We start from the raw sequence: 19786 nt of genomic DNA, 5'->3' as shown, positions 1-19786 counted from the left end.
GCTCCACCCCGAAACGATCACTGATCAGCAGCCACAAAACCACCGGTCTGCCGCGCCCACAACCGCGCGTACAGGCCACCGGCCGCAATGAGCTCGGCATGGGTGCCGGTCTCGACGATGCGGCCCTGGTCCATCACCACCAGCCGGTCCATGCGTGCGATGGTCGACAGCCGGTGCGCGATCGCGATCACCGTCTTGCCGCCCATCAGCTGGTCCAGGCTGTCCTGGATCGCCGCTTCCACTTCCGAGTCCAGTGCCGAGGTCGCCTCATCCAGCACCAGGATCGGTGCGTCCTTCAGCAGCACGCGGGCGATGGCGATGCGCTGGCGCTGGCCACCGGACAGCTTCACTCCGCGCTCGCCCACGTGCGCGTCGTAGCCACGCCGGCCCTGCCCGTCCACCAGCGTATCGATGAAGGCTGCGGCGCGCGCCTTGGCCACGGCGGCATGCAGCTGCTCGTCAGTGGCATCGGGGCGGCCATACAGCAGGTTGTCGCGGATCGAGCGATGCAGCAGCGAGGTGTCCTGGGTGACCACGCCGATCTGCTGGCGCAGGCTCTCCTGGGTGACATGGGCGATGTCCTGATCGTCGATCAGGATGCGGCCGCTTTCCAGGTCGTAGAGCCGCAGCAGCACGTTGACCAGGGTCGACTTGCCGGCACCGGACGGGCCGACCAGGCCGATCTTCTCGCCCGGCTTCACCACCAGATCGAGGCCGGCAATCACACCTCCCTTCTTGCCGTAGTGGAAGTGGATGTCCTGGAAGTGCACGCCACCACGGGTCACCTGCAACGGCACCGCATCCTCGCGGTCCTGCACGGTCAGCGGCTGGGCGATGGTAGTGATGCCATCCTGCACCGTACCGATGTCCTCGAAGATGCCGTTGATGGTCCACATGATCCAGCCGGACATGTTGTGGATGCGGATCACCAGGCCGGTCGCCAGCGTGATCGCGCCAACAGTGATGTGGCCACCGTTCCACAACCACAGCGCCAGGCCGCAGGTACCGGCGATCAGGAAACCGTTGACGATGGCGATGGCCAGGTCCATGCCGGTGGTGACCCGGGTCTGCGCGCGGTGCTTGACCGCCAGTTCCTGGATCGACTCGGCCACATAGGCCTGCTCGCGGCCACCATGGGCGAACAGCTTCAGCGTGGGGATGTTGGTGTAGCCATCAACGATGCGGCCCATCGCCTTGGAACGTGCTTCGGAGGCGATCCACGCACGTTCCTTCGCGCGCGGCACGAAGTACACCAGGATCACCGCATAGGTCAGCAGCCACAGGATCAACGGCACCATCAGGCGCCAGTCGGCCTGTGCGAACAGGTACAGCGCAGTGCCGGTATAGACCACGATGTACCACAGCGAATCGACCATCTGCACAGCCGATTCGCGCAGCGAGGTACCGGTCTGCATCACCCGGTTGGCCACGCTTCCAGCGAAGTCGTTCTGGAAGAAGTTCAGGCTCTGCCGCACCACGTAGTTGTGCATCAGCCAGCGCGAGCGGTTGCTCAGGCCGGGCACGATCGCCTGGTTGACCAGCAGGTTGTGCAGGCCGACCAGGATCGGCCGAGCGATGACCGTGATGAACAGCATCCAGCCCAGCTCGTTGGCATGGCGCTGGAAGAAGCCGGCACCGGGCTGCTCGGCGACCATGTCGACGATGCGGCCCAGGTAATCGAACATCGCCACTTCCACCAGCGCCAGCAGCAGGCCGGCGATCAGGGTGGCCAGCAGCACCGGCCACACCGGGCGCAGGTAGTGCAGGTAGAACGGCACCACCTTGCGCGGCGGCATGCGCCCGTCCACGGGCGGAAACACCGGGATCAGGGATTCAAACCAACGGAACATCGCATTCCCTCGCCTCTTGCAAGCGGCGAAGTATCCCACGCCGGATGTGTACGCCAGCCGATGATGCTCCGGTTCTGGTAGCGCCGGGCCATGCCCGGCGGGTCCCCTGCAACCGCGCTGCGCGCTCGCCGGGCGTGGCCCGGCGCTACCGATCATCTGGACCGCATCGGTTTACGTTGCCGGGGTGAACAGCAGGTCCTGGAAATCGAAGCTGAAATCGGTCAGGTCGGAGATCGACTGCATGCGCACCTCGCGCACCTTGCCGTCCGGGTCCAGGCTGAAGTTCACGAACGCATCGGCGTTGAGCGAACGGTCGTCCCAGCGCACGATGAAGGTGTCGTGCTGCCAATGCTCCAGCCGGCCGCTCAGCTGCGCGGTCTTCATGAAGCGCAGGCGCAGGCCCTTGCCCTCGGCGCTGACCTGCATGTCGCCGTACCAGCGGTCGCGGAAGGTGCCGCTGTAGCCAGCCAGTGCCAGCGACGGCTTGCTGCCCTTGTCGCGCGCCGCCTGGTGCTTGGCCCAGGCCTCGTCGGCCTTGTCCTGGCCCTTGGCCACGGCCTTGGCATAGGCATCCACCCAGTCGTGCTTCTCGCCGCCCAGATAGGCATCAAGCACGCTCAGGGTGATCGCGTTGAACGCTGCGCCCACTTCCTGGTTGGTCAGCACCACCACGCCCAGCTTCTCGCCCGGCACCAGAGTCAGCCGTGAAACCATGCCCGGCCAGCCACCGGTGTGCCAGACCAGTTTCTGCCCGCGGTAGTCGCTCAGGCTCCAGCCTTCGCCGTAACCGGCAAAGTTGGCCCGCGCCGGTGCCAGCTCCGGCACGCTCGACGCCGGGATCGACTGTGGCGTGATCATCCGCCACATCTGCTGCTGGCTCTTGTCGCTGAACAGCTGCGTGCCATCGGCCAGCTTGCCCTCGGCCAGCTGCACCTGCATCCAGCGCGCCATGTCGTGCGCGCTGGAATAGATGCCACCGGCGCCGGCGTTGTTCGACCAGGTCAGCGGTGCAACGGTACGCAGGTCCTTGAAATCGTACTTGGCGTGGCCGACCGCCGCCTTGTCGCCCGGCTTCAGGTGATCGGCGTTGTAGCGCGTGCCGGCCATGCCCACCTTGTCGAAGATGCGGGTCTGCAGGAACTGCTGGTAGCTCATGCCGGAGACATGTTCGATCACCTGTTGGGCGACCGCGTACAGGATGTTGTCGTAGGCGTAGCTTTCGCGGAACCCACCCTTCAGTGGCACCTTGCCCAGACGCTCCACCACTTCGGCGTTGCTGTAGGAGGTGGTCGGCCAGAACAGCAGGTCACCGGCGCCCAGGCTCAGGCCGCTGCGGTGCGACAGCAGGTCCCGGATCGTCATCTGGCCGGTCACGAACGGGTCGGACATGCGGAACGACGGCAGGTGGTCGATCACCTTGTCGTCCATCTTCAGCTTGCCGTCCTCTGCCAGCAGGTTCAGCGAAGTAGCGGTGAACGCCTTTGTATTGGAAGCGATGGCAAACAGGGTATCGGCCTGCACCGGCTCCGGCTTGCCCTGCTCGCGCACGCCCCAGCCGCGTTCCAGCACCACCTGGCCATCCTTGACCACGGCCACGGCAATGCCGGGCACGTCGAACTGTGCGCGCACGCGCTCGACGGTGGCATCCAGGTCCTGCAGCTGCTCCGGGGTCGCAGCATTCGCCATGGTCGTGCACGCCAGCAGCACGGCTCCTCCAATCCAGGTTTTCATCCAGCACGATCTCCGAACAGGGGTGGCGGCCATGTGCAGGCCGTCACCAGGGTTTCGCGCGATGGTAACGGCCCCGGGCGCAGCCTGCCCTGTGCCATAGGAGGGGTGTCATGGGCGAGAACGGACAACCGAGCAACGGGTCGACCATCATTCCGTGCCTGCGCTACCGCGACGCGCAGGCCGCCATCGAGTGGTTGCAACGCGCCTTCGGTTTTCACGTCCAGGCGGTGTATGCCGACGGCGATACGGTGTTCCATGCGCAGCTGACATACGGCAACGGCATGATCATGCTCGGCTCGAGCAGCAGTAGCGGCGAATGGTCCAAGCTGGCGGTGATGCCGGACGAGGTCGGCGGCCGCCAGACGCAGAGCGCCTGCGTGATCGTCACCGATGCCGATGCGCACTATGCGCGGGCCAAGGCTGCCGGTGCCCGCATCGTCATCGACATTGCCGACCAGGACTACGGTGGCCGTGGCTACGCCTGTGCCGACCCGGAAGGTTACATGTGGTGGTTCGGCAGCTACGATCCGTGGCGCGCGGACCACGGCCAGTGATGGCCGCAACGACGCAGGCCGCGATCCGCTGCGGTATCGGTGGCTGGGTGTTTCCCGAATGGCGCGGTGGCATGTTCTATCCGCCGGGCCTGCCGCAACGCGAGGAACTGGCCCATGCCAGCCGCGCGCTGCGCTGCATCGAGATCAACGGCACCTTCTACCGCACGCCCACTGCCGCCCAGTGCGCGCAATGGGCGGCGCAGACGCCGGACGGCTTCCGTTTTTCGATGAAGGCGCCACGCTACCTGGTGCAGCGCCGCGACCTGTCCAGCACTGTGGAGGCTGCAACGCCGTTCCTGCAGGCGGCGCTCGCGCTGGGTGACCGGCTCGGCCCCTTGCTGTGGCAGTTCGACCCACGCCATCCGGCCGATGCCGAAGCGCTGGACGCACTGATGGCACAGCTGCCGAAGCAATTGGACGGCGTGCCGCTGCAGCATGCGCTGGAGGTCCGCAACGCCGAGGCACATGGCCCGGCACTGGTCGCCGCCGCGCGCCGCCATGGCGTGGCGCTGGTGATCGAGGACAGCGACGAGGCGCCACTACACGGCGATGTCAGTGCCGGCTTCGTCTACGCGCGGATCAAGCGCAGCCAGGCACGCTTGAACGAGGGCCTGCCGGCCCCGGTGCAGCAGCGCTGGGCGGAGCGCGCACGACGCTGGTCACGCGGCGAGCCGGTGGCCGACCTGCCCTGCCTCGCCACGGCAGCCACGGAAATACCGCGCGAGGTCTACCTGCTGTGCATAGGCGCCGCCAAAGCTCGCAATCCGGCGGCGGCAATGGCGCTGCAGCGGCACGTGGACGGCGGCGCATAGCACGACCGATGCGCGACGGGCGCCGCCTTGCCTCACAATAGGCGGATGAGCACACCCGACACCCGCAAAGCGCTGTGGCAGATCCACTTCTGTGTCCTGCTGTGGGGCGTCACTGCCATCCTCGGCAAGCTGATCACTCTGCCCGCGCTGCCGCTGGTCTGGTGGCGCATGCTGCTGGTGACAGCGATGCTGGCCCTGCTGCCGCGGGTCTGGCGCGGGTTGCGTACCCTGCCTCTGCGCGTGGTGGCGGGCTACGCCGGCATCGGCGCGCTGGTCGCCCTGCACTGGTTGACCTTCTATGGCGCGGTGAAACTGGCCAACGCTTCGGTGGCCGCCACCTGCATCGCGCTGGCCCCGGTGTTCACCTCGATCATCGAACCCTGGGTGGCCAAGCGGCCGTTCCAGCTGCGTGAACTGGCGTTCGGCCTGGCCGTGCTGCCGGGTGTTGCACTGGTGGTCGGGGGCGTGCCCGATGGCATGCGCCTGGGTGTGCTGATCGGTGCGATCTCGGCGCTGCTGGTGGCGGTGTTCGGCTCGCTCAACAAGCGCATGGTCAGCCACGCCGATCCGCTTACGGTCACGGCACTGGAACTGGGTGCAGGTACCCTCACCCTGACCCTGCTGGCGCCGCTGATGCCCTACCTGCTGCCGGCGCTGGCCAGCCCGCTGTGGGTGGTGCCCGACCTGCACGACGGCATCCTGCTGTTGGTGCTGGCCGGGTTCTGCACGCTGCTGCCGTTCGCGCTGGCGCTGGTCGCACTGCGTCACCTAAGCGCCTACACCGTGCAGCTGGTGACCAACCTGGAGCCGGTCTACGCCGTACTGCTGGCAGTGGTGCTGCTGCGCGAGCAGCACGAAGTGACCCCGTGGTTCTATCTGGGCGTGGCGATCATCGTCGGTGCCGTGTTCCTGCACCCGTTGTTGAACCGCCGCAAGCCGGTGCAGCACCCGGAGATTCTCGGTACGTCGGAAGCACGCAACATCGCCGACTGAGCGTATCCGCGCAGGGTGCGAATCGCCTTGTCAGCGCTGCGGCCAATGCCATGCCGGTGCATCCAGCAGGCCCTGCCCACTCAACAGCGTGCGTCCCTGTTCCTTCTGCAGGTGCAGCGAGTGGCATCCGGGTGCCTGTTCCAGCGCCGCGATCAGGCGGCTGGCGTGTGACACCACCCATACCTGGCTGCGTGTGCTGGCGGCGATGATAAGCCGCGCCAGCGCCGGCAGGAGATCGGGATGCAGGCTGGTCTCCGGCTCGTTGAGCACCAACAGCGGCGGCGGGCGCGGCGTGTGCAGCGCAGCGGCCAACAGCAGGAAGCGCAGCGTGCCGTCGGACAGCTCGGCCATCGACAACGGCCGCAGCAGGCCGGGTTGGTGGAAGCGCAGGCCCAGCCGGCCATCCAGCGGCTCGAAGCTGACCGTGGCACCCGGGAAAGCATCGTCCACGCTGCGTGCCAGTGCGCCCGGATCGCCGATCTCGAGAATGGTCACCCACGCTGCGGCCAGATCGCGGCCGTCGTGATGCAGCACCGGCGTGCGTGTGGCCATCGCCGGCTGTCGCGCCGGTGCGTCGGCATCACTGCGGAAATGATCGTAGAAGCGCCAGCGGCGGATGTACTCGCGCAGGGCGATGGTCTCCGGCATGCGCTGCGGATCGCCGACCTGGGTGAACAGGCTGTCGAACAGTGACACGTGTTCGTCAACCAGATCCCAGCCATGCGCATGGCGTTGCCGCACCATTGCACCACGGCGGTCGACCAGCAGGTTGGCACTGCGCAGGAACGGCCCGGCCCAGATCGCCTCGGCCTTGATCTGCGGGTCCAGTGCGAACGCGGAGCGGCTCGGTGGCGGGTAGCCCAGATCGATGGCATAGCCGAATTCGTCAGTAGTGAAGCCAAGCTTCAGTCCCACCGATTCCTGGCGTGGGCCGCCTTGCAATGGAATCTCGCCGGCAGTGACCCGTCGATCTATTTTTTCCGGGCCCGCCCACAGCGCCGAAGCGAGGCCGCCTTCACGGGCCAGCACCGCCGCGACGCCGCCCTGCGCGGTCTCCGCCAGCAGGCGCAGCGCGCGGTACAGGCTGGATTTGCCGCTGCCATTGTCGCCGGTGACCACGTTCAGCTGCTGCAGCGGCAGCACCAACCCGTGCAACGAGCGGTAGTGGGCGATGGCCAGGGTCTGCAGCATGGTCGGCGTCCGTGGGAACAGGAACGGCATGGTGCAGCACGTGGATCGCAGGGAATGCGACGCGCATGGCGTTCGAATGGATATTTCATCCACGCGTGGCGTGGATCTACCTGAGGGGCTTCAGCCCGCCCGTTCCACCCGGTTGCGGCCATTGCCCTTGGCCCGGTACAGCGCCTTGTCGGCGCGGGCCAGCGTGTCATCCACACTTTCACCCGGCTGGTGCTGGGCAACACCGATGCTGACCGTGACCGGGAATCCAAGCGGCAGGTCGGCCACCGCCAGGCGCAGGAACTCGCACTGCAGTTCGGCCGTGTGCAGGTCGGTCGACGGCATCACCGCCACGAACTCCTCGCCGCCGTAGCGCGCAGCCATGCCGCGGCCGGCGAAGTGCGAGCGCAGCAGCACACCCAGCTCGGCCAGCACCCGGTCACCGGTGGCGTGGCCCTGGAAATCGTTGATGTGCTTGAAATGATCGATGTCGAGCAGCGCAACGCAGGCGACGCCGGGTTGATCATCCACCACCGCAACCGCCTCTTCCAGCGCCGCCGCCATCGCGCGGCGATTGGGCAGGCCGGTCAGCGCATCGGTACGGCTCTGCTCGGCCAGGTCGGCATTCTGTGCAAGCAGCACGTCCTGGTATTCCGACAGCAGGCGCTCGTAATCATCACGTTCCAGCATGTGCTTCTGGATGTCGAGCGCGAAACGGCGCAGCTCCATCACCAGCATCACCTGCCGCGACAATGCCGCCAGCGCCTCGGCCTTGTCGCTGGGCAGGTGCTGCGGATGCGCATCGAACACGCACAGCGTGCCCAGTGGCAGGCCATCGGAACTGATCAGCGGCGCGCCGGCATAGAAGCGGATGTGCGGGTCGCCGGTCACCACCGGGTTGTCATGGAAGCGGACGTCCTGCAACGCGTCCTCCACCACCATGATTTCCTGCGGTTGCAGGATGGCGTGGCCACACATCGAATCGCTGCGCAGGTTCTCCGCCGCGTCGATGCCCTGGATCGACTTGAACCACTGCCGTTCCACATCGATCAGGGTCACCGCCGCCATCGACGTGCCACAGACCGCCTTGGCGATCGCGACCAGGTCGTCGAAGGATTTCTCACGCTGCGAATCCAGGATCCGGTAGCGGTACAGCGCCTCGAGCCGAAGGGCTTCGTTGGCAGGCTTGTCGGGCTTGATCATGCAGCGTCACGTTCCGGCAGGTCACTGCGGAGTCTAGCCGATGCCGGTCCGCAATCCGCACAACGGGGAGTGCCGGCCGCTGGCCGGCACCCCGCGCTCATCCGATGCCTGGTGCAGCCGGCCAGCGGCCGGCACTACCTCGCGTTACCAGTCCAGCTGCTTCGGCAGCAGGCCCTGCAGTTCCTGCTCGGTCAGGTTGCGCCACTGGCCCGGCTTCAGCGCGCCGATCTTGATGTTGTCGATGCGCACGCGGCGCAGCTGGGTCACGCGATAGCCGAACTCGGCAGCCATCAGGCGGATCTGCCGGTTCAGGCCCTGCTGCAGGGTGATGCGGAAACCGAACTTGGCGATGCGCGAGGTCTTGCACGGCAGCGTCATCTGGTCGTGGATGCGCACGCCGCGGGCCATGCCACGCAGGAATTCGTCGGTGACCGGCTTGTTCACCGCTACCAGGTACTCCTTCTGGTGGCCATTCTCGGCGCGCAGGATCTGGTTGACGATGTCGCCGTTGCTGGTCATCAGGATCAACCCTTCCGACTCCTTGTCGAGGCGGCCGATCGGGAAGATGCGCTGCTCATGGCCAACGAAGTCGACGATGTTGCCCTTGACCGAGGTTTCGGTGGTGCAGGTCACGCCCACCGGCTTGTTCAGCGCGATGTAGACGTGGCGGCGGGTACCGGGCTTGCGTGCAACGCGCGCGCGCAGCGGCTGGCCGTCGACCAGCACCTGGTCTTCTTCGCCCACCACCGCGCCGGTACCGGCCGGGTGGCCGTTGACGGTGACCCGGCGGGCGGCGATCAGGCGATCGGCCTCGCGGCGGGAGCAGAAGCCGGTGTCGGCGATATGTTTGTTGAGTCGGGTGGTCATCGGCCCATTATCCGGCATCGCCGCCCGCTGCGCTTCATTCCGGCACGGGTGGATCGAGTTCTTCACCATCGAAGACCCGGTTGCGGCCCGCCCGCTTGGCCACGTACATGGCATGGTCGGCCCGGCGTAGCAGCGCGGCCAGATCATCCTCGCCCGGCCGCCACTGTGCCAGCCCGATGCTGGCTGTGACCTCCAGCCCAGGGACCTGCAATGCCTGGCCGGCCTCGATGATGCGCTGGCGCAGCCGATCCAGCCGGGCCGACGCCGTTTCGCGCGGCATGCCCGGCATCAGCAGCAGGAACTCCTCGCCGCCCATCCGCACCACTTCGTCCTGGCTGCGGACTGCCGTGCGCAGGGCTCGCGCTACCGCCACCAGCACCTGGTCGCCCACCGCGTGGCCATGGCGGTCGTTGATGTCCTTGAACAGGTCGATGTCCAGGAAACCGATCACCAGCGGGCCGCGCTCACGGTCGACCTGCGCCAGGTGACGGGCCAGCTGCTGCAGGCCGGCCCTGCGGTTGGGTAGCCCGGTCAGGCCATCGGTTTCGGCCAGCTGGCGCAGTTCATCGCGCTGCTGGCGCAGTCGGCCCAGCCGCTGGTTCATGGCATAGGCGGCCATCATCAGCAGCCAGGTCACCGACAGCTGCAGCGCTTCCACCCGGTATTCCAGCAGCCACCCCGCACTGCTGGCATCGGCGGCGATCATCACCAGCAGCGGCACCAGCGCCGCCAGGCCTGCCAGCGCCCAGCAGTCACCACGCAACCACGCCCGTATGCCGGCGGCCAGTGACAGCAGGCAACCGAGGATGAAGCTCAGCTGCAGGCCCTCCGCGACCAGCGCCAGGGTTTCCCAGCGCAGCCACGGCACCAGCGCGGCCAGCCCCAGCAGGCCCCAGAGCACGCCCTGCTGTGCCGGCCGCGAGCGTGGCAGCAGGCGGTCCCCGCCGTTGAGGCGCCACAGAGCAGGCAGTACCAGCGCCTGGGTCGCAGCGGTCAGCGCCAGCAGCCACCATGCGCCGCGCTCCCCCACCGGCAGCCAGGGTTCGGGGTAGCCGCTCAAGCCGCCAAGAATCGCCTGCCACAACACCACCACGAACGTCGCGCCGATGTAGACCAGGAAGCTGCGGTCACGGGTGGTCAGGTAAGCCATCAATGCCGACAGCGCCAGCGCGATCGCCACCGCGATGCACGCCGCGCGCACCAGCAGGCGGGCGGTATCGTTCTGCTGGACCGGACTGGGCGCACCCAGCCGCAACGTCGGCACCCAGCGCGCCTTCAGCGGCGCCTGCCACGACACCAGGAACGGCTCATGGCTGCCAGCCGCCGGCACCGCCACCAGGCCGATGCCGGCACGGAAGCGCGAATCACGGGTGCGTGCATCGTGCATGTTGCCGCAGATCTCGCGGTCGCCATGCTGTACGCGGACTTCGCCAGCGAACACGTTGAACACATCCAGGGCCTGGGGTTGCCCCGACCAGCCCCCGGGAGGCGCCGATACCTCTACCTGCTCGCGTGGCCCGGCCAGCATCGCGGGCGTGCAGCCACGATGCGGCGTCGGTTCATCCGTAGGTGCACCAACCAGCAGGAAATCCCGGCCGGCCTCGGCCATGCGCGCGTGCGCCGGATCGGGAAACAGCACTCCCATCAGCAGGACGACCAGCAGCGTCCCTGTTTCGTACCGCCACTGCCTGACGCCCACGCCACATCCTGTTCCTGCTTACGTCCGCGCCCACTGCGCGTCGCCCCTGGCGCGCATTATCGCAGCCGGGCGCGCAGCGCATGTGTAGACCAAAGTCGCCACCGGCCGTTCAGCCAGCGGCCGGAGGCCCCTTCACCGCCACCAGGCGCACCGGCCTCAGGTCACTCAGGGTCATCCGTTCCAGCGGCTGCGGTCGCTCGATCGCATACCCCTGCAGCCCCTGCACGCCGAGCCGGGTCAGCGCGGCGGCCACCTCGGCGGTCTCCACCCATTCGGCCACCACCTCCATCTGCAGCTCGCGGCCGAGCTCGCTGATCGCACGCACGGTGGCGTGGCTGATCGGGTCGGTATCCATGTCACGCACGAAGGTGCCGTCGATCTTCAGGATGTCGGCCGGCAATTGGCGCAGGTAGCCGAACGAGGACAGGCCAGAGCCGAAATCGTCCAATGCCATCCGGCAGCCGCGTGCCTTCACCGCATCGATGAAAGCGCGGGCCTGGCTGAGGTTGCTGATCGCCGCGGTCTCGGTGATCTCGAAACACAGCTTCGAGGCCAGCGCGCGGTTGCGCTCGAGCAGATCGCAGACGAAGGCAAGGAAGCCGGGCTCGGCGATCGACTGCGCAGACACATTGACGTTGCACAGCCCCAGCTGGCGCACGTGTGCCGGGCAGACCTGCAGGTGGCGAAACAGCAGCCCCAGCACGTGCCGGTCCAGCGCCACCGCCATGCCATAGCGCTCCACGGCCGGCATGAACTGGCCGGGCAGGTGCAGGCTGCCATCGGTACCACGCATGCGCACCAGCACTTCGTAGTGCAGGTAGGACGGATCCCCCACCCGGGCGATGCGTTGTGCATACAACAGCATGCGGTTCTCGGCCATCGCCAGGCTGACGCCCTGCAGGCGCTCGGCTTCCTGGCGCCGCTCCTCCAGCGCCAGGCGGTTCTCGTTGAAGCAGTGCACACGGTTGCGGCCGGCCTGCTTGGCCGCATAGCAGGCGCTGTCGGCGGCGCTCATCAACCAGTTCGCGTCCGGCGCCTCGGCATTGACCTCGACCACGCCGATGCTGCAGCTCAACTGCGGGCTGCCCTCGCTGATCGGGAACGTGGCCTGGCCCAGGTTGCGGATTACCCGTTGCAGTACCCGCTTGGCCTCGTCCTGCCCGGCATGGGCGAGGAACACCGCAAATTCGTCGGCACCGAGCCGGCCCACCCAGTCGCCATCACGCACCGCTGCCACCAGGTAGTCGGCGAAACTGCGCAGCATCTGGTCACCGGCAGCGTGGCCGAAACTGTCGTTGACCAGCTTGAAGTGATCCAGGTTGATGTAGCACAGCGAATGCGTGCCGCCCTCGCTGCGCACCTGCAGCAGCGAACGTTCCAGCAGCCGCTCGATCTCGCGGCGGTTGATCAGACCTGTCAACGGATCGTGGCTGGCGTGATGCTCGATCTCGCGCGCCAGTGCATGGTTCTGGCTGACGTCCTCGATGATCGCAAACACCGACAGCCCACCACCGGCACTGCGCACGCCGGTACCACTCCAGCGCCCCCAGACCAGGCTGCCATCGCGGCGGCAGAAGCGCAGCTCGCTCGGTCGCAGCTGCCGGTCCCAGTCGATGCGGCCCACGCCATCGATGACCAGTTCGCCCTCCATCAGCAGATCACCCAGTGACATCTGCAGCAGCACGTCGCGGCGATAGTCGAGGATATCGGCCATCGCCTGGTTGGCTTCCATCACCTTGCCATCGGTGTCGAGCTTGAGCATGCCGACGTTGGCCTGGTAGAACGCGGCTCGGAAGCGGCTCTCGTGCTCGGTCAGGTCCTTGCCGACGCGACGCGCCAGGGCCACCGCCATCAGGCTGATCGCCAGTACCGACAGGCCGCCGACCATCAGCGTCGCCACCCGCACCATCGTGGCCATCCGCAGCAGCGCCTGCGAGAACGCCTGCGCCTGTACCTGCAGGCGTCGATCAAGATCCCGCAGCTGCTGCAGGTAGCGATCGCGATCGGCCACCGGCAAGCTGCCTCCGGCATGCCGTCGCTGCAGCTCCGCGACCAGATTCTGCACCGCCATCAGGTCGCCATCGGTCTGCCGCCACAGCGCGGTTGCTTCGCGGAAAGCGCCCAGATCGCGCGCATAGCGGAACGAGAACACCAACCGCGGTACATCGGCACGGGCATTGCCGCCCTGCAGGAAGCCCTGCCGGGCCCGTGACTCATCGGGTTCAGCCTGCTCCAGTGCCAGCCGCCCCTGCAGGTCGCCCAAGGGCACCTGCAGCGCCTGCCGCGCATCGTCCAGGTCCTGTGCGTCGCCGCGCGCCAGATAGCGGCTGAGCGCAGCGGTCGCATCCTGCTGCCCCCGCGACCAGTAGCCCTGCCCGGCAATCCAGGCCGTGGACGCCGCCTGCAGCTCCTGGATCAGGGCGGACAAGGCGACCAGCCCGATCGCCATGCCCGTCAGCAACGCAAATCGCAGTCCCAGCCCACGGGTCATCGGCACCCGCCGGCTGTGTTGGTCCGTGCCACTCCTACCCATCCCGGATCCCCCCGAATGTGCTGCGGTGACAACCTCCCTTGGAACCGAGCCAGCCTATGACCGCCAATGTGTTTGCCATGCGAAAAGGGGACGGAGGGGATTAAGTCGTTTTCGGCATAAGCGCACTGCCGGGCATAAACGACTTAATCCCCTCCGTCCCCTTTTCCGGGCCCACAACGGACAACGCCAGCCCGGAGGCTGGCGTTGTTCAGGACCGCAGGTGGGGCTTAGTAGCTGCGCGGGCCGCGCGGCTTGAAGCCGTCACGACGCGGCGGGCGGCTGTCGCGGTCACCACCGCGGTCACCACCGCGGTCGCCACCAGGGCCACCCGGGCCACTGCGGCGCGGGCCACCCGGACCACCCGGACCACGCTTGTCGAAGCGCGGCTTGAACGGACGCGGCGCCGGGTTGATCTCTTCACCAGCCGCCAGCGGACGCATCTGCAGCTGCTGGCCGGAGACCCACACCTTCTGCAGGTGGGTCAGCACGTCCGACGGCATCTGCGCCGGCAGGTCCAGCAGCGAGAAGTCATCGTGAATGTCGATGCGGCCGATGAAACGGCTTTCCAGGCCGGCCTCGTTGGCGATGGCGCCGACGATGTTGGCCGGCTTCACGCCGTGCTGGTGGCCGACCGAAATGCGGTAGGTCTCCATGCCCTGCTCCGGTGCACCGCGCGGCGGCACATCACGGCGCGGGCGCTGCTCGAAGCCACCCTCGGCATCGTCACGACGCGGGCCACGCTCGAAGCGCGGACCACGCTCGTTGCGATCGCCACGTTCCGGGCGCTCAGTGCGCTCGAAACGCTCACGCGGCGCACGTTCTTCGCGCGGTGCACGCACCGGCGGCTGCAGCAGGAACGGGGTATCGCCCTGCATCATCTTCGCCAGCGCAGCAGCCACTTCGATGGCCGGCACGTTCTGCTCGGTCTCGAAGCGTTCCAACAGCTGGCGGTAGAAGTCCAGGCCGCCCTGGCCGAGGGTCTCGGTGATGCGCGAGGTGAACTTGTTGATGCGGTTGTCGTTGACCGCTTCCACGCTCGGCAGCTGCATTTCTTCGATCGGCTGGCGGGTAGCACGCTCGATCTGGCGCAGCATGCCCTTCTCGCGCGGGGTGGCGAACAGGATCGCCTCGCCGCTGCGGCCGGCACGGCCAGTACGGCCGATGCGGTGCACGTAGCTTTCGGTGTCGTACGGGATGTCGTAGTTCAGCACGTGGCTGATGCGTTCCACGTCCAGGCCGCGGGCAGCCACGTCGGTGGCGACCAGGATATCCAGCTTGCCTTCCTTCAGCATGGCGATGGTGCGCTCACGCTGCGCCTGCTGCATGTCACCGTTGATGGCGGCAGCGGCCAGGCCACGGGCCTGCAGCTTGCTGGCCAGTTCCTCGGTACCGGCCTTGGTGCGCGCGAAAATGATCATCGCGTCGAACGGCTCGACTTCCAGGATGCGGGTCAGCGCGTCCAGCTTGTGCATGCCGCTCACCCACCAGTAGCGCTGGCGGATGTTGGCCGAGGTGGTGGTCTTGGCCGCGATGGTCACTTCCACCGGGTCCTGCAGGTAGGTCTGCGCGATGCGGCGGATCTGCGGCGGCATCGTGGCCGAGAACAGGGCGACCTGGCGCTTGGCCGGCAGCTTCTTCAGCACGGCTTCGACGTCGTCGATGAAGCCCATGCGCAGCATTTCGTCGGCTTCGTCCAGCACCAGCGTCTTCAGCTCGGACAGGTCCAGCGTGCTGCGATCCAGGTGGTCGATGACGCGGCCGGGGGTACCGACCACGATGTGCACGCCGCGACGCAGCGCCGACAGCTGCTGGCCGTACGGCTGGCCGCCGTACACCGGCAGCACGCGGAAGCCGGGGATCTTCGAGGAATAGGACTGGAACGCCTCGGCGACCTGGATGGCCAGCTCGCGGGTCGGGGCCAGCACCAGCGCCTGCGGCTTGATCTGCTGCAGGTCGATGTTGGACAGTACCGGCAGCGCAAAGGCGGCGGTCTTGCCGGTACCGGTCTGGGCCTGGCCCAGCACGTCACGGCCTTCCAGCATCGCCGGAATGGTGGCAGCCTGGATCGGCGACGGGGTTTCGTAGCCGATGGCGGTGACCGCCTGCATGACAGACTCGGACAGGCCGAGCTGCGCGAACTGCAGCTGCGCTTGGGATTCTTGGGACATGGGGAACTCCGAAGACACTGCCGTCTTCCTGGCAGTGCGATAAAAAAGGTGATGGTCCGCGCTTTGGGCGCCCTTCTTATCGCGTGCCCTGGCGCTGCTCGGTTGGAGGAGATTTCACTCGCTCAGAGCGGAATCATACCGCATTGATCCTGAACCATGCATACAGGTTGCCGTGCGTGTGCCGTCATGCCCCGTGCTGGCGCACAATACGCGCCCTCTCCCGGCCCGGCCAGAATCCGGCGCCCCTTCCCAGGAAACCCGTTCCATGCAGATTCTCGAATTCGACCTCGACGGCGACTACGTCGAGCTCAAGCAGCTGCTCAAGCTGGCCGACCTGGTCACCAGCGGCGGCGAGGCCAAGATGGTCATCAGCGACGGCCAGGTGCTGGTCGACGGCGAGGTCGAGCTGCGCAAGGCCTGCAAGATCCGCGCAGGCCAGGTGGTTGAATTCGCCGACAGCCAGATCCGCGTGCTGGCCGCCGGCTGATGTGAACGGCCTGATCTGAACCGGTTCAGGCCACGCGCTGGGTCAGGTGTGAGGCGATCAACTGCCTGAACGGTGCCACGCCCTGTGCCAGACGCAGGCCGGCCGCGCGCAGCAGCCGCGCCGGGCGGCGATCGTCGGTATACAGGCTGGCGATCGCGTTGGTGGCCTCGTACAGTGGCCGCGATGCCAGCCGATGACCGCGCTGGTAGCTGGCCAGCATGCCGGCGGCGGCGATATCGGCACCGCGACGCTGCTGTTCGACGATGCCCTGCGCCAGCCGCTGCGCGCTGGCCAGGCCCAGATTGAAGCCATGGGCGGTGACCGGATGCATGCCCACCGCGGCATCGCCGATCAACGCCGAACGCTCGCCGACAAAACGGTGCGCATAGACGCCGACCAGCGGATACGCCTGCGGCGTCGCCACCGGCTGCATGCGGCCCAGGCGGTGCTCGAAGCAACCGCTGATGGCCTCACCGAAGGCCACCTCATCCATCGCCAGCAGTTCTTCAATCTGGCGCGGCGGCAAGGTGATCACCGCAGACGCTTGGCCCTCGTTGAGCGGCAGCAGCGCCATGGTGCGGCCGTAGCCGAACCATTCCCAGGCAGTGTGGTGATGATCGCGCTCGACCTGCATGCGGCACACCAGCATCGACTTGCCGAAGTCGCGCATCTGCGCACCGATGCCGAGCATGCGGCGGGTTGCGGAGAAGCGGCTGTCGGCGGCCACCAGCAGGCGCGCGTGCAGCGTGCTGCCGTCGTCCAGCGTGACCACATGGCCCTGCGCATCGGCCTGCACGCTCTGCACCTTGCGCCCGTCGAACAGTTCCAGTCCATCCTGGTCCTGCACGGCATCCCATGCGGCGCGGCGGATCAGATGGTTGGGTACCAGCCAGCCCAGCGGCTGGCCATCGACCTGGCCGCTGGCGAAGGTCAGCGCGAACGGCGAGCCGCCGTTCATCACCTTGGCATCGCGCAATTCGGCGACTTCGGCGTCCGGCAGGCGTTGCCACAGGCCCAGCTGTTCCATGCTCTGCCTTGAGGCATGGGTCAACGCGATCTCACGGCCATCGAAGGCAGCCTCGGCCAGTGCCTGGCGCGGCTGCACTTCGACCATGCCGACCTGCAGGCCGCTACCGGCCAGCGCACGCGCGAAGCACAGACCCGCCGGTCCGGCGCCGACCACCACCACGTCCATCCTGCGCATGCGCGCCTCCTGCCGTTGATTCAGTCGCCGCCAGCATAGCGCTGCGGACCCGAGCGGCCTTGATCTGGATCAGGCCGCGATCACAGCAGCGCGAACACCAGGGCCAGGATCGACAACAGCGACACCAGCCAGACCAGGCTGCGCACGTACGGCACGCCTGCGGCATACAACGGCAGATAGACCACCCGTGCCCAGAAGTAAGCCTGCGCCGCCAATGCGGTGGTGTCGTTGCCGCGCCCAGCCACCACCACTGCGATCGCAGCAGCGGCGAAGAACGGGAAGGTCTCCAGGAAGTTGGCCTGGGCCCGCTGCAGGCGACCGGCCAGCGGGCTGAGTGGCCTGGCTTCGCCATCACGCGCCGAGGCATTCCACTTCATCCCGCGCTCGCGGGTGACCACGGTGGAGGTAGCGAAGATGTAGACAAAGCCCAGCAGCATCGCCCAGGCCAGCATTGTCAGTTCGGTTGCCATGGTCTATCTCCTCAGGGCCCGGACGCGCGCAGGCTGTAGCCGGCCAAACGCCACACCTGGTCCTCGTCGAAACGGAACGACACCAGTTCGCGCACCGGTTGTGCGCTGTTGGCGAAACGGGTCGGGAAGCTGACGTTGATGTACAGGCCTTCGGGCACCGCAGCACCGGCGTTGTACTTGACCCGGGTGATGGTCGGCTGGCCGCGGCCAGCCAGGGCGCCCAGCCGCGCACGCTCGCTGGTCAGCTGGCTGACGAAGGCCGCCTTCGGTACTGCGCGGCGCGCGACGGCCGAAGCGCCATCCCACAATTCGCCGGCGCGGTTGGCATCGACCAGCTGCGCAGCCTTCACTGCGGCCGCGCCCATTTCCGCGTCCTGTTTCTGCACCTGGGCCTGCTGCGCGGCGGTCAGCGCCGGCGCGCCGGCCGTGGCCGGTTTTGCTGCTGCTGGCGACGTGGGTGCCGGGCGGGCGGGCGCCGGGGCGGGCGTGACGGGTGCAGGCGCCTGCGCCAGTGCAATCAAGGGCAGCAAGGACAGCAGCAGGAGCACGCGCTTCATGGACACCGCCGGTTCTCGGGAAAGAACCGCAGTCTACGCCAGCGCAGTGACTACGCCGTCAGCGTGCCGGGGCGTTGCCTTCCACCACTGCTGCATCGACCTGTGCAGCGGGCGCGGCAGTGTTCACCGGTGCCTGTTCGGCCACCGGCGGTGGCTCCGAAGGCGCAGGCGGCAGCGTTGCTACATCGATCTCCGACAGCGGGCTTTCTTCCGGGCACACCGCATCGGGGAAGCCGAAGCGCTGCTTCAACGCCTGGCCGCAGCTGTTGATCGATTCCATGTCGGCGCCTTCGTGCTTGCACTGCTGGTCGAAGGCGATCAGGAACGCATCCTTGCGCTGCACGAAGTCGTCACCACAGGCACGCATCTGCTTGATCCGCTCCAGGTCGTCCTGCACCGCGTTGGTGCCGTCCAGGCCGTACTGGCGCAGTTCGTCCGGCGTCAGCAGGCGCAGGCTGCGATTGGGCACCGTCATCATCAGATCGGCCACGCCCACCGCCACGCCGTTGCGCTGCAGATAGTCCTTCACGTTGTCGTAGACCTCGTGCAGCTCGCGGTTGAGCTCAGCGCGCGAGGTCGCCTTGGAACTGATGCGCATCATGCGGTGGATGCCGACCTTGCCTGACAGCAACCGGTTGTCACCGGCGGCCAGCACGAACACGCAGGCGCTGTGGCAGATCGAGCCTTCGCGCACCCAGATGGTCCAGCCTGATTCACCGATGCTGTCACCGGCGACGATCGCCGATTCGACCTGGCCACCACTGGAGTCCAGGTCAAGGATGCGCTTGTGGATCTTCTGTTCATCGGCGACCACGGCAAGTCGCCACATCATTTCGGCGAAGCCCGGATTGATCTTGCCGGCGTAACGCACCCGCATCAGACCACGCTCGGCACACGGCGCCAGGGCCTGGGCTATCTGCTCGCGCTGCAGGCCCTCCAGCTCGACGCCATCGCCCGCCTCACCGGCGTACTCGGTACTGCAGCTGACCCAGGCGCGGCCATTCTCCAACTGCGCCTGCGGCCACGGCCGATCCGCCCGGCTGCGCGGCGGCGCCGGCGGTGGCGGTGCGTCAGCCGCATTGATCGACACCATGTTCTCGCCATCGCTGGCCGGCGCCCGCGCCGCCTTGTCGGCAGCGGTCACATTGCCCGGATTCTCCAGCTGACTGCAGCCCGCCAGGGCCAGGCACAACAGGGGCAACCAGCGGAATTTGGCGGACATCGGGCAACCGGGATTCATGGGAGCAAGAGCCACAGTCTACCCGTCCAGGGCGCGCATTCAGCGCGTGGCACTGAACCCCTTCTGACCCTTGGGAAAAAAGCGTGCCGACCAAGGTCGACACCTACCAACAGCAAAAGCGTGCCGACCAACGGTCGGCACCCACCAACTGCAGCGACCAACTGTCAGAGGTGGGGCGGTGTGGGCTGACAGGACCGTTGGCGCCATGGATGGCGCCATCGAGCCCCCATGGACGGGTT

16 protein-coding genes are annotated in these 19786 nt (G+C 67.2%); 4 read left to right on the top strand and 12 right to left on the bottom strand.

The genetic code is table 11. The features are described 5' to 3' along the window. Positions 1-17: 17 nt before the first annotated feature. Both smrA and SMAL_RS06330 read right to left on the bottom strand, forming a co-directional pair. Positions 18-1850 (bottom strand): multidrug efflux ABC transporter SmrA, encoded by a 1833-nt coding sequence (gene smrA / locus SMAL_RS06335; RefSeq protein ID WP_012510494.1) that lies wholly within the window; start codon positions 1848-1850, stop codon positions 18-20. Between the two features lie 171 nt (positions 1851-2021). Next, the gene (locus tag SMAL_RS06330) at positions 2022-3581 is read right to left on the bottom strand and encodes a serine hydrolase (protein ID WP_004150744.1); all 1560 of its coding nucleotides are present in this window, start codon (positions 3579-3581) and stop codon (positions 2022-2024) included. Between the two features lie 110 nt (positions 3582-3691). Between SMAL_RS06330 and SMAL_RS06325 the strand changes: the two genes are divergently transcribed. The 3 genes from SMAL_RS06325 to SMAL_RS06315 are packed head-to-tail and all read left to right on the top strand — an operon-like array spanning position 3692 to position 5940. Further along, positions 3692-4135 (top strand): VOC family protein, encoded by a 444-nt coding sequence (locus SMAL_RS06325; RefSeq protein ID WP_012510493.1) that lies wholly within the window; start codon positions 3692-3694, stop codon positions 4133-4135. Then, positions 4135-4947, top strand: a complete 813-nt coding sequence (locus SMAL_RS06320; RefSeq protein ID WP_012510492.1) for a DUF72 domain-containing protein — start codon at positions 4135-4137, stop codon at positions 4945-4947. The genes SMAL_RS06325 and SMAL_RS06320 overlap by 1 nt, the downstream gene beginning before the upstream one ends. Positions 4948-4992: 45 nt before the next feature. After that, the gene (locus tag SMAL_RS06315; RefSeq protein ID WP_004150740.1) at positions 4993-5940 is read left to right on the top strand and encodes a DMT family transporter; all 948 of its coding nucleotides are present in this window, start codon (positions 4993-4995) and stop codon (positions 5938-5940) included. Between the two features lie 30 nt (positions 5941-5970). On the opposite strand, the gene SMAL_RS06310 is transcribed toward SMAL_RS06315, so the two are convergent. The 6 genes from SMAL_RS06310 to SMAL_RS06285 form a co-directional block, all read right to left on the bottom strand. Beyond that, entirely contained in the window at positions 5971-7131 is a 1161-nt protein-coding gene (locus tag SMAL_RS06310) for an AAA family ATPase (RefSeq protein WP_012510491.1), read from the bottom strand. 120 nt (positions 7132-7251) lie between these two features. Then, positions 7252-8322 carry a sensor domain-containing diguanylate cyclase gene (locus SMAL_RS06305; RefSeq protein ID WP_004150736.1) on the bottom strand — a complete coding sequence of 357 codons (1071 nt, stop codon included), beginning with the start codon at positions 8320-8322 and terminating at the stop codon, positions 7252-7254. A 144-nt stretch (positions 8323-8466) separates the two neighbouring features. Continuing rightward, entirely contained in the window at positions 8467-9189 is a 723-nt protein-coding gene (locus SMAL_RS06300; RefSeq protein WP_012510490.1) for a pseudouridine synthase, read from the bottom strand. 34 nt (positions 9190-9223) lie between these two features. Continuing rightward, positions 9224-10888 (bottom strand): sensor domain-containing diguanylate cyclase, encoded by a 1665-nt coding sequence (locus tag SMAL_RS06295; RefSeq protein WP_012510489.1) that lies wholly within the window; start codon positions 10886-10888, stop codon positions 9224-9226. 109 nt (positions 10889-10997) lie between these two features. Then, a complete protein-coding gene (locus tag SMAL_RS06290; RefSeq protein WP_012510488.1) occupies positions 10998-13421 on the bottom strand; it encodes a putative bifunctional diguanylate cyclase/phosphodiesterase in 2424 nt (807 codons plus the stop codon). A 227-nt stretch (positions 13422-13648) separates the two neighbouring features. Continuing rightward, entirely contained in the window at positions 13649-15589 is a 1941-nt protein-coding gene (locus tag SMAL_RS06285) for a DEAD/DEAH box helicase (protein ID WP_004150682.1), read from the bottom strand. A 265-nt stretch (positions 15590-15854) separates the two neighbouring features. Between SMAL_RS06285 and SMAL_RS06280 the strand changes: the two genes are divergently transcribed. Further along, positions 15855-16076, top strand: coding sequence for an RNA-binding S4 domain-containing protein (locus SMAL_RS06280; RefSeq protein WP_004150681.1), 222 nt, complete (start codon positions 15855-15857; stop codon positions 16074-16076). Positions 16077-16101: 25 nt separating this feature from the next. On the opposite strand, the gene ubiM is transcribed toward SMAL_RS06280, so the two are convergent. The 4 genes from ubiM to SMAL_RS06260 all read right to left on the bottom strand — a co-directional run bounded on the left by ubiM (position 16102) and on the right by SMAL_RS06260 (position 19529). Next, on the bottom strand, positions 16102-17280 hold the full coding sequence (ubiM, locus tag SMAL_RS06275) for a 5-demethoxyubiquinol-8 5-hydroxylase UbiM (protein WP_004150679.1): 1179 nt from the start codon (positions 17278-17280) through the stop codon (positions 16102-16104). Between the two features lie 80 nt (positions 17281-17360). Then, entirely contained in the window at positions 17361-17750 is a 390-nt protein-coding gene (locus tag SMAL_RS06270; RefSeq protein ID WP_004150677.1) for an MAPEG family protein, read from the bottom strand. 11 nt (positions 17751-17761) lie between these two features. Then, complete coding sequence (locus SMAL_RS06265; protein ID WP_012510487.1) at positions 17762-18307, bottom strand: DUF4019 domain-containing protein; 546 nt, start codon at positions 18305-18307, stop codon at positions 17762-17764. Between the two features lie 58 nt (positions 18308-18365). Further along, positions 18366-19529 carry a COG3904 family protein gene (locus tag SMAL_RS06260; RefSeq protein ID WP_012510486.1) on the bottom strand — a complete coding sequence of 388 codons (1164 nt, stop codon included), beginning with the start codon at positions 19527-19529 and terminating at the stop codon, positions 18366-18368. Positions 19530-19786: the final 257 nt, after the last annotated feature.

This window comes from Stenotrophomonas maltophilia R551-3 (assembly GCF_000020665.1).
GTDB classification, from domain to species: domain Bacteria; phylum Pseudomonadota; class Gammaproteobacteria; order Xanthomonadales; family Xanthomonadaceae; genus Stenotrophomonas; species Stenotrophomonas maltophilia_L.
Note: the sequence above shows the minus strand (reverse complement) of the source record. Positions and strands in the feature narration are given on the sequence as shown.

What these genes read in the sequence shown, in the direction of transcription:
- smrA (WP_012510494.1), bottom strand. Translation starts at nt 1,850, where the DNA reads ATGTTCCGTTGGTTTGAATCCCTGATCCCGGTGTTTCCGCCCGTGGAC.
- SMAL_RS06330 (WP_004150744.1), bottom strand. Translation starts at nt 3,581, where the DNA reads ATGAAAACCTGGATTGGAGGAGCCGTGCTGCTGGCGTGCACGACCATG.
- SMAL_RS06325 (WP_012510493.1), top strand. Translation starts at nt 3,692, where the DNA reads ATGGGCGAGAACGGACAACCGAGCAACGGGTCGACCATCATTCCGTGC.
- SMAL_RS06320 (WP_012510492.1), top strand. Translation starts at nt 4,135, where the DNA reads ATGGCCGCAACGACGCAGGCCGCGATCCGCTGCGGTATCGGTGGCTGG.
- SMAL_RS06315 (WP_004150740.1), top strand. Translation starts at nt 4,993, where the DNA reads ATGAGCACACCCGACACCCGCAAAGCGCTGTGGCAGATCCACTTCTGT.
- SMAL_RS06310 (WP_012510491.1), bottom strand. Translation starts at nt 7,131, where the DNA reads ATGCTGCAGACCCTGGCCATCGCCCACTACCGCTCGTTGCACGGGTTG.
- SMAL_RS06305 (WP_004150736.1), bottom strand. Translation starts at nt 8,322, where the DNA reads ATGATCAAGCCCGACAAGCCTGCCAACGAAGCCCTTCGGCTCGAGGCG.
- SMAL_RS06300 (WP_012510490.1), bottom strand. Translation starts at nt 9,189, where the DNA reads ATGACCACCCGACTCAACAAACATATCGCCGACACCGGCTTCTGCTCC.
- SMAL_RS06290 (WP_012510488.1), bottom strand. Translation starts at nt 13,421, where the DNA reads ATGGGTAGGAGTGGCACGGACCAACACAGCCGGCGGGTGCCGATGACC.
- SMAL_RS06285 (WP_004150682.1), bottom strand. Translation starts at nt 15,589, where the DNA reads ATGTCCCAAGAATCCCAAGCGCAGCTGCAGTTCGCGCAGCTCGGCCTG.
- SMAL_RS06280 (WP_004150681.1), top strand. Translation starts at nt 15,855, where the DNA reads ATGCAGATTCTCGAATTCGACCTCGACGGCGACTACGTCGAGCTCAAG.
- ubiM (WP_004150679.1), bottom strand. Translation starts at nt 17,280, where the DNA reads ATGCGCAGGATGGACGTGGTGGTGGTCGGCGCCGGACCGGCGGGTCTG.
- SMAL_RS06270 (WP_004150677.1), bottom strand. Translation starts at nt 17,750, where the DNA reads ATGGCAACCGAACTGACAATGCTGGCCTGGGCGATGCTGCTGGGCTTT.
- SMAL_RS06265 (WP_012510487.1), bottom strand. Translation starts at nt 18,307, where the DNA reads ATGAAGCGCGTGCTCCTGCTGCTGTCCTTGCTGCCCTTGATTGCACTG.
- SMAL_RS06260 (WP_012510486.1), bottom strand. Translation starts at nt 19,529, where the DNA reads ATGTCCGCCAAATTCCGCTGGTTGCCCCTGTTGTGCCTGGCCCTGGCG.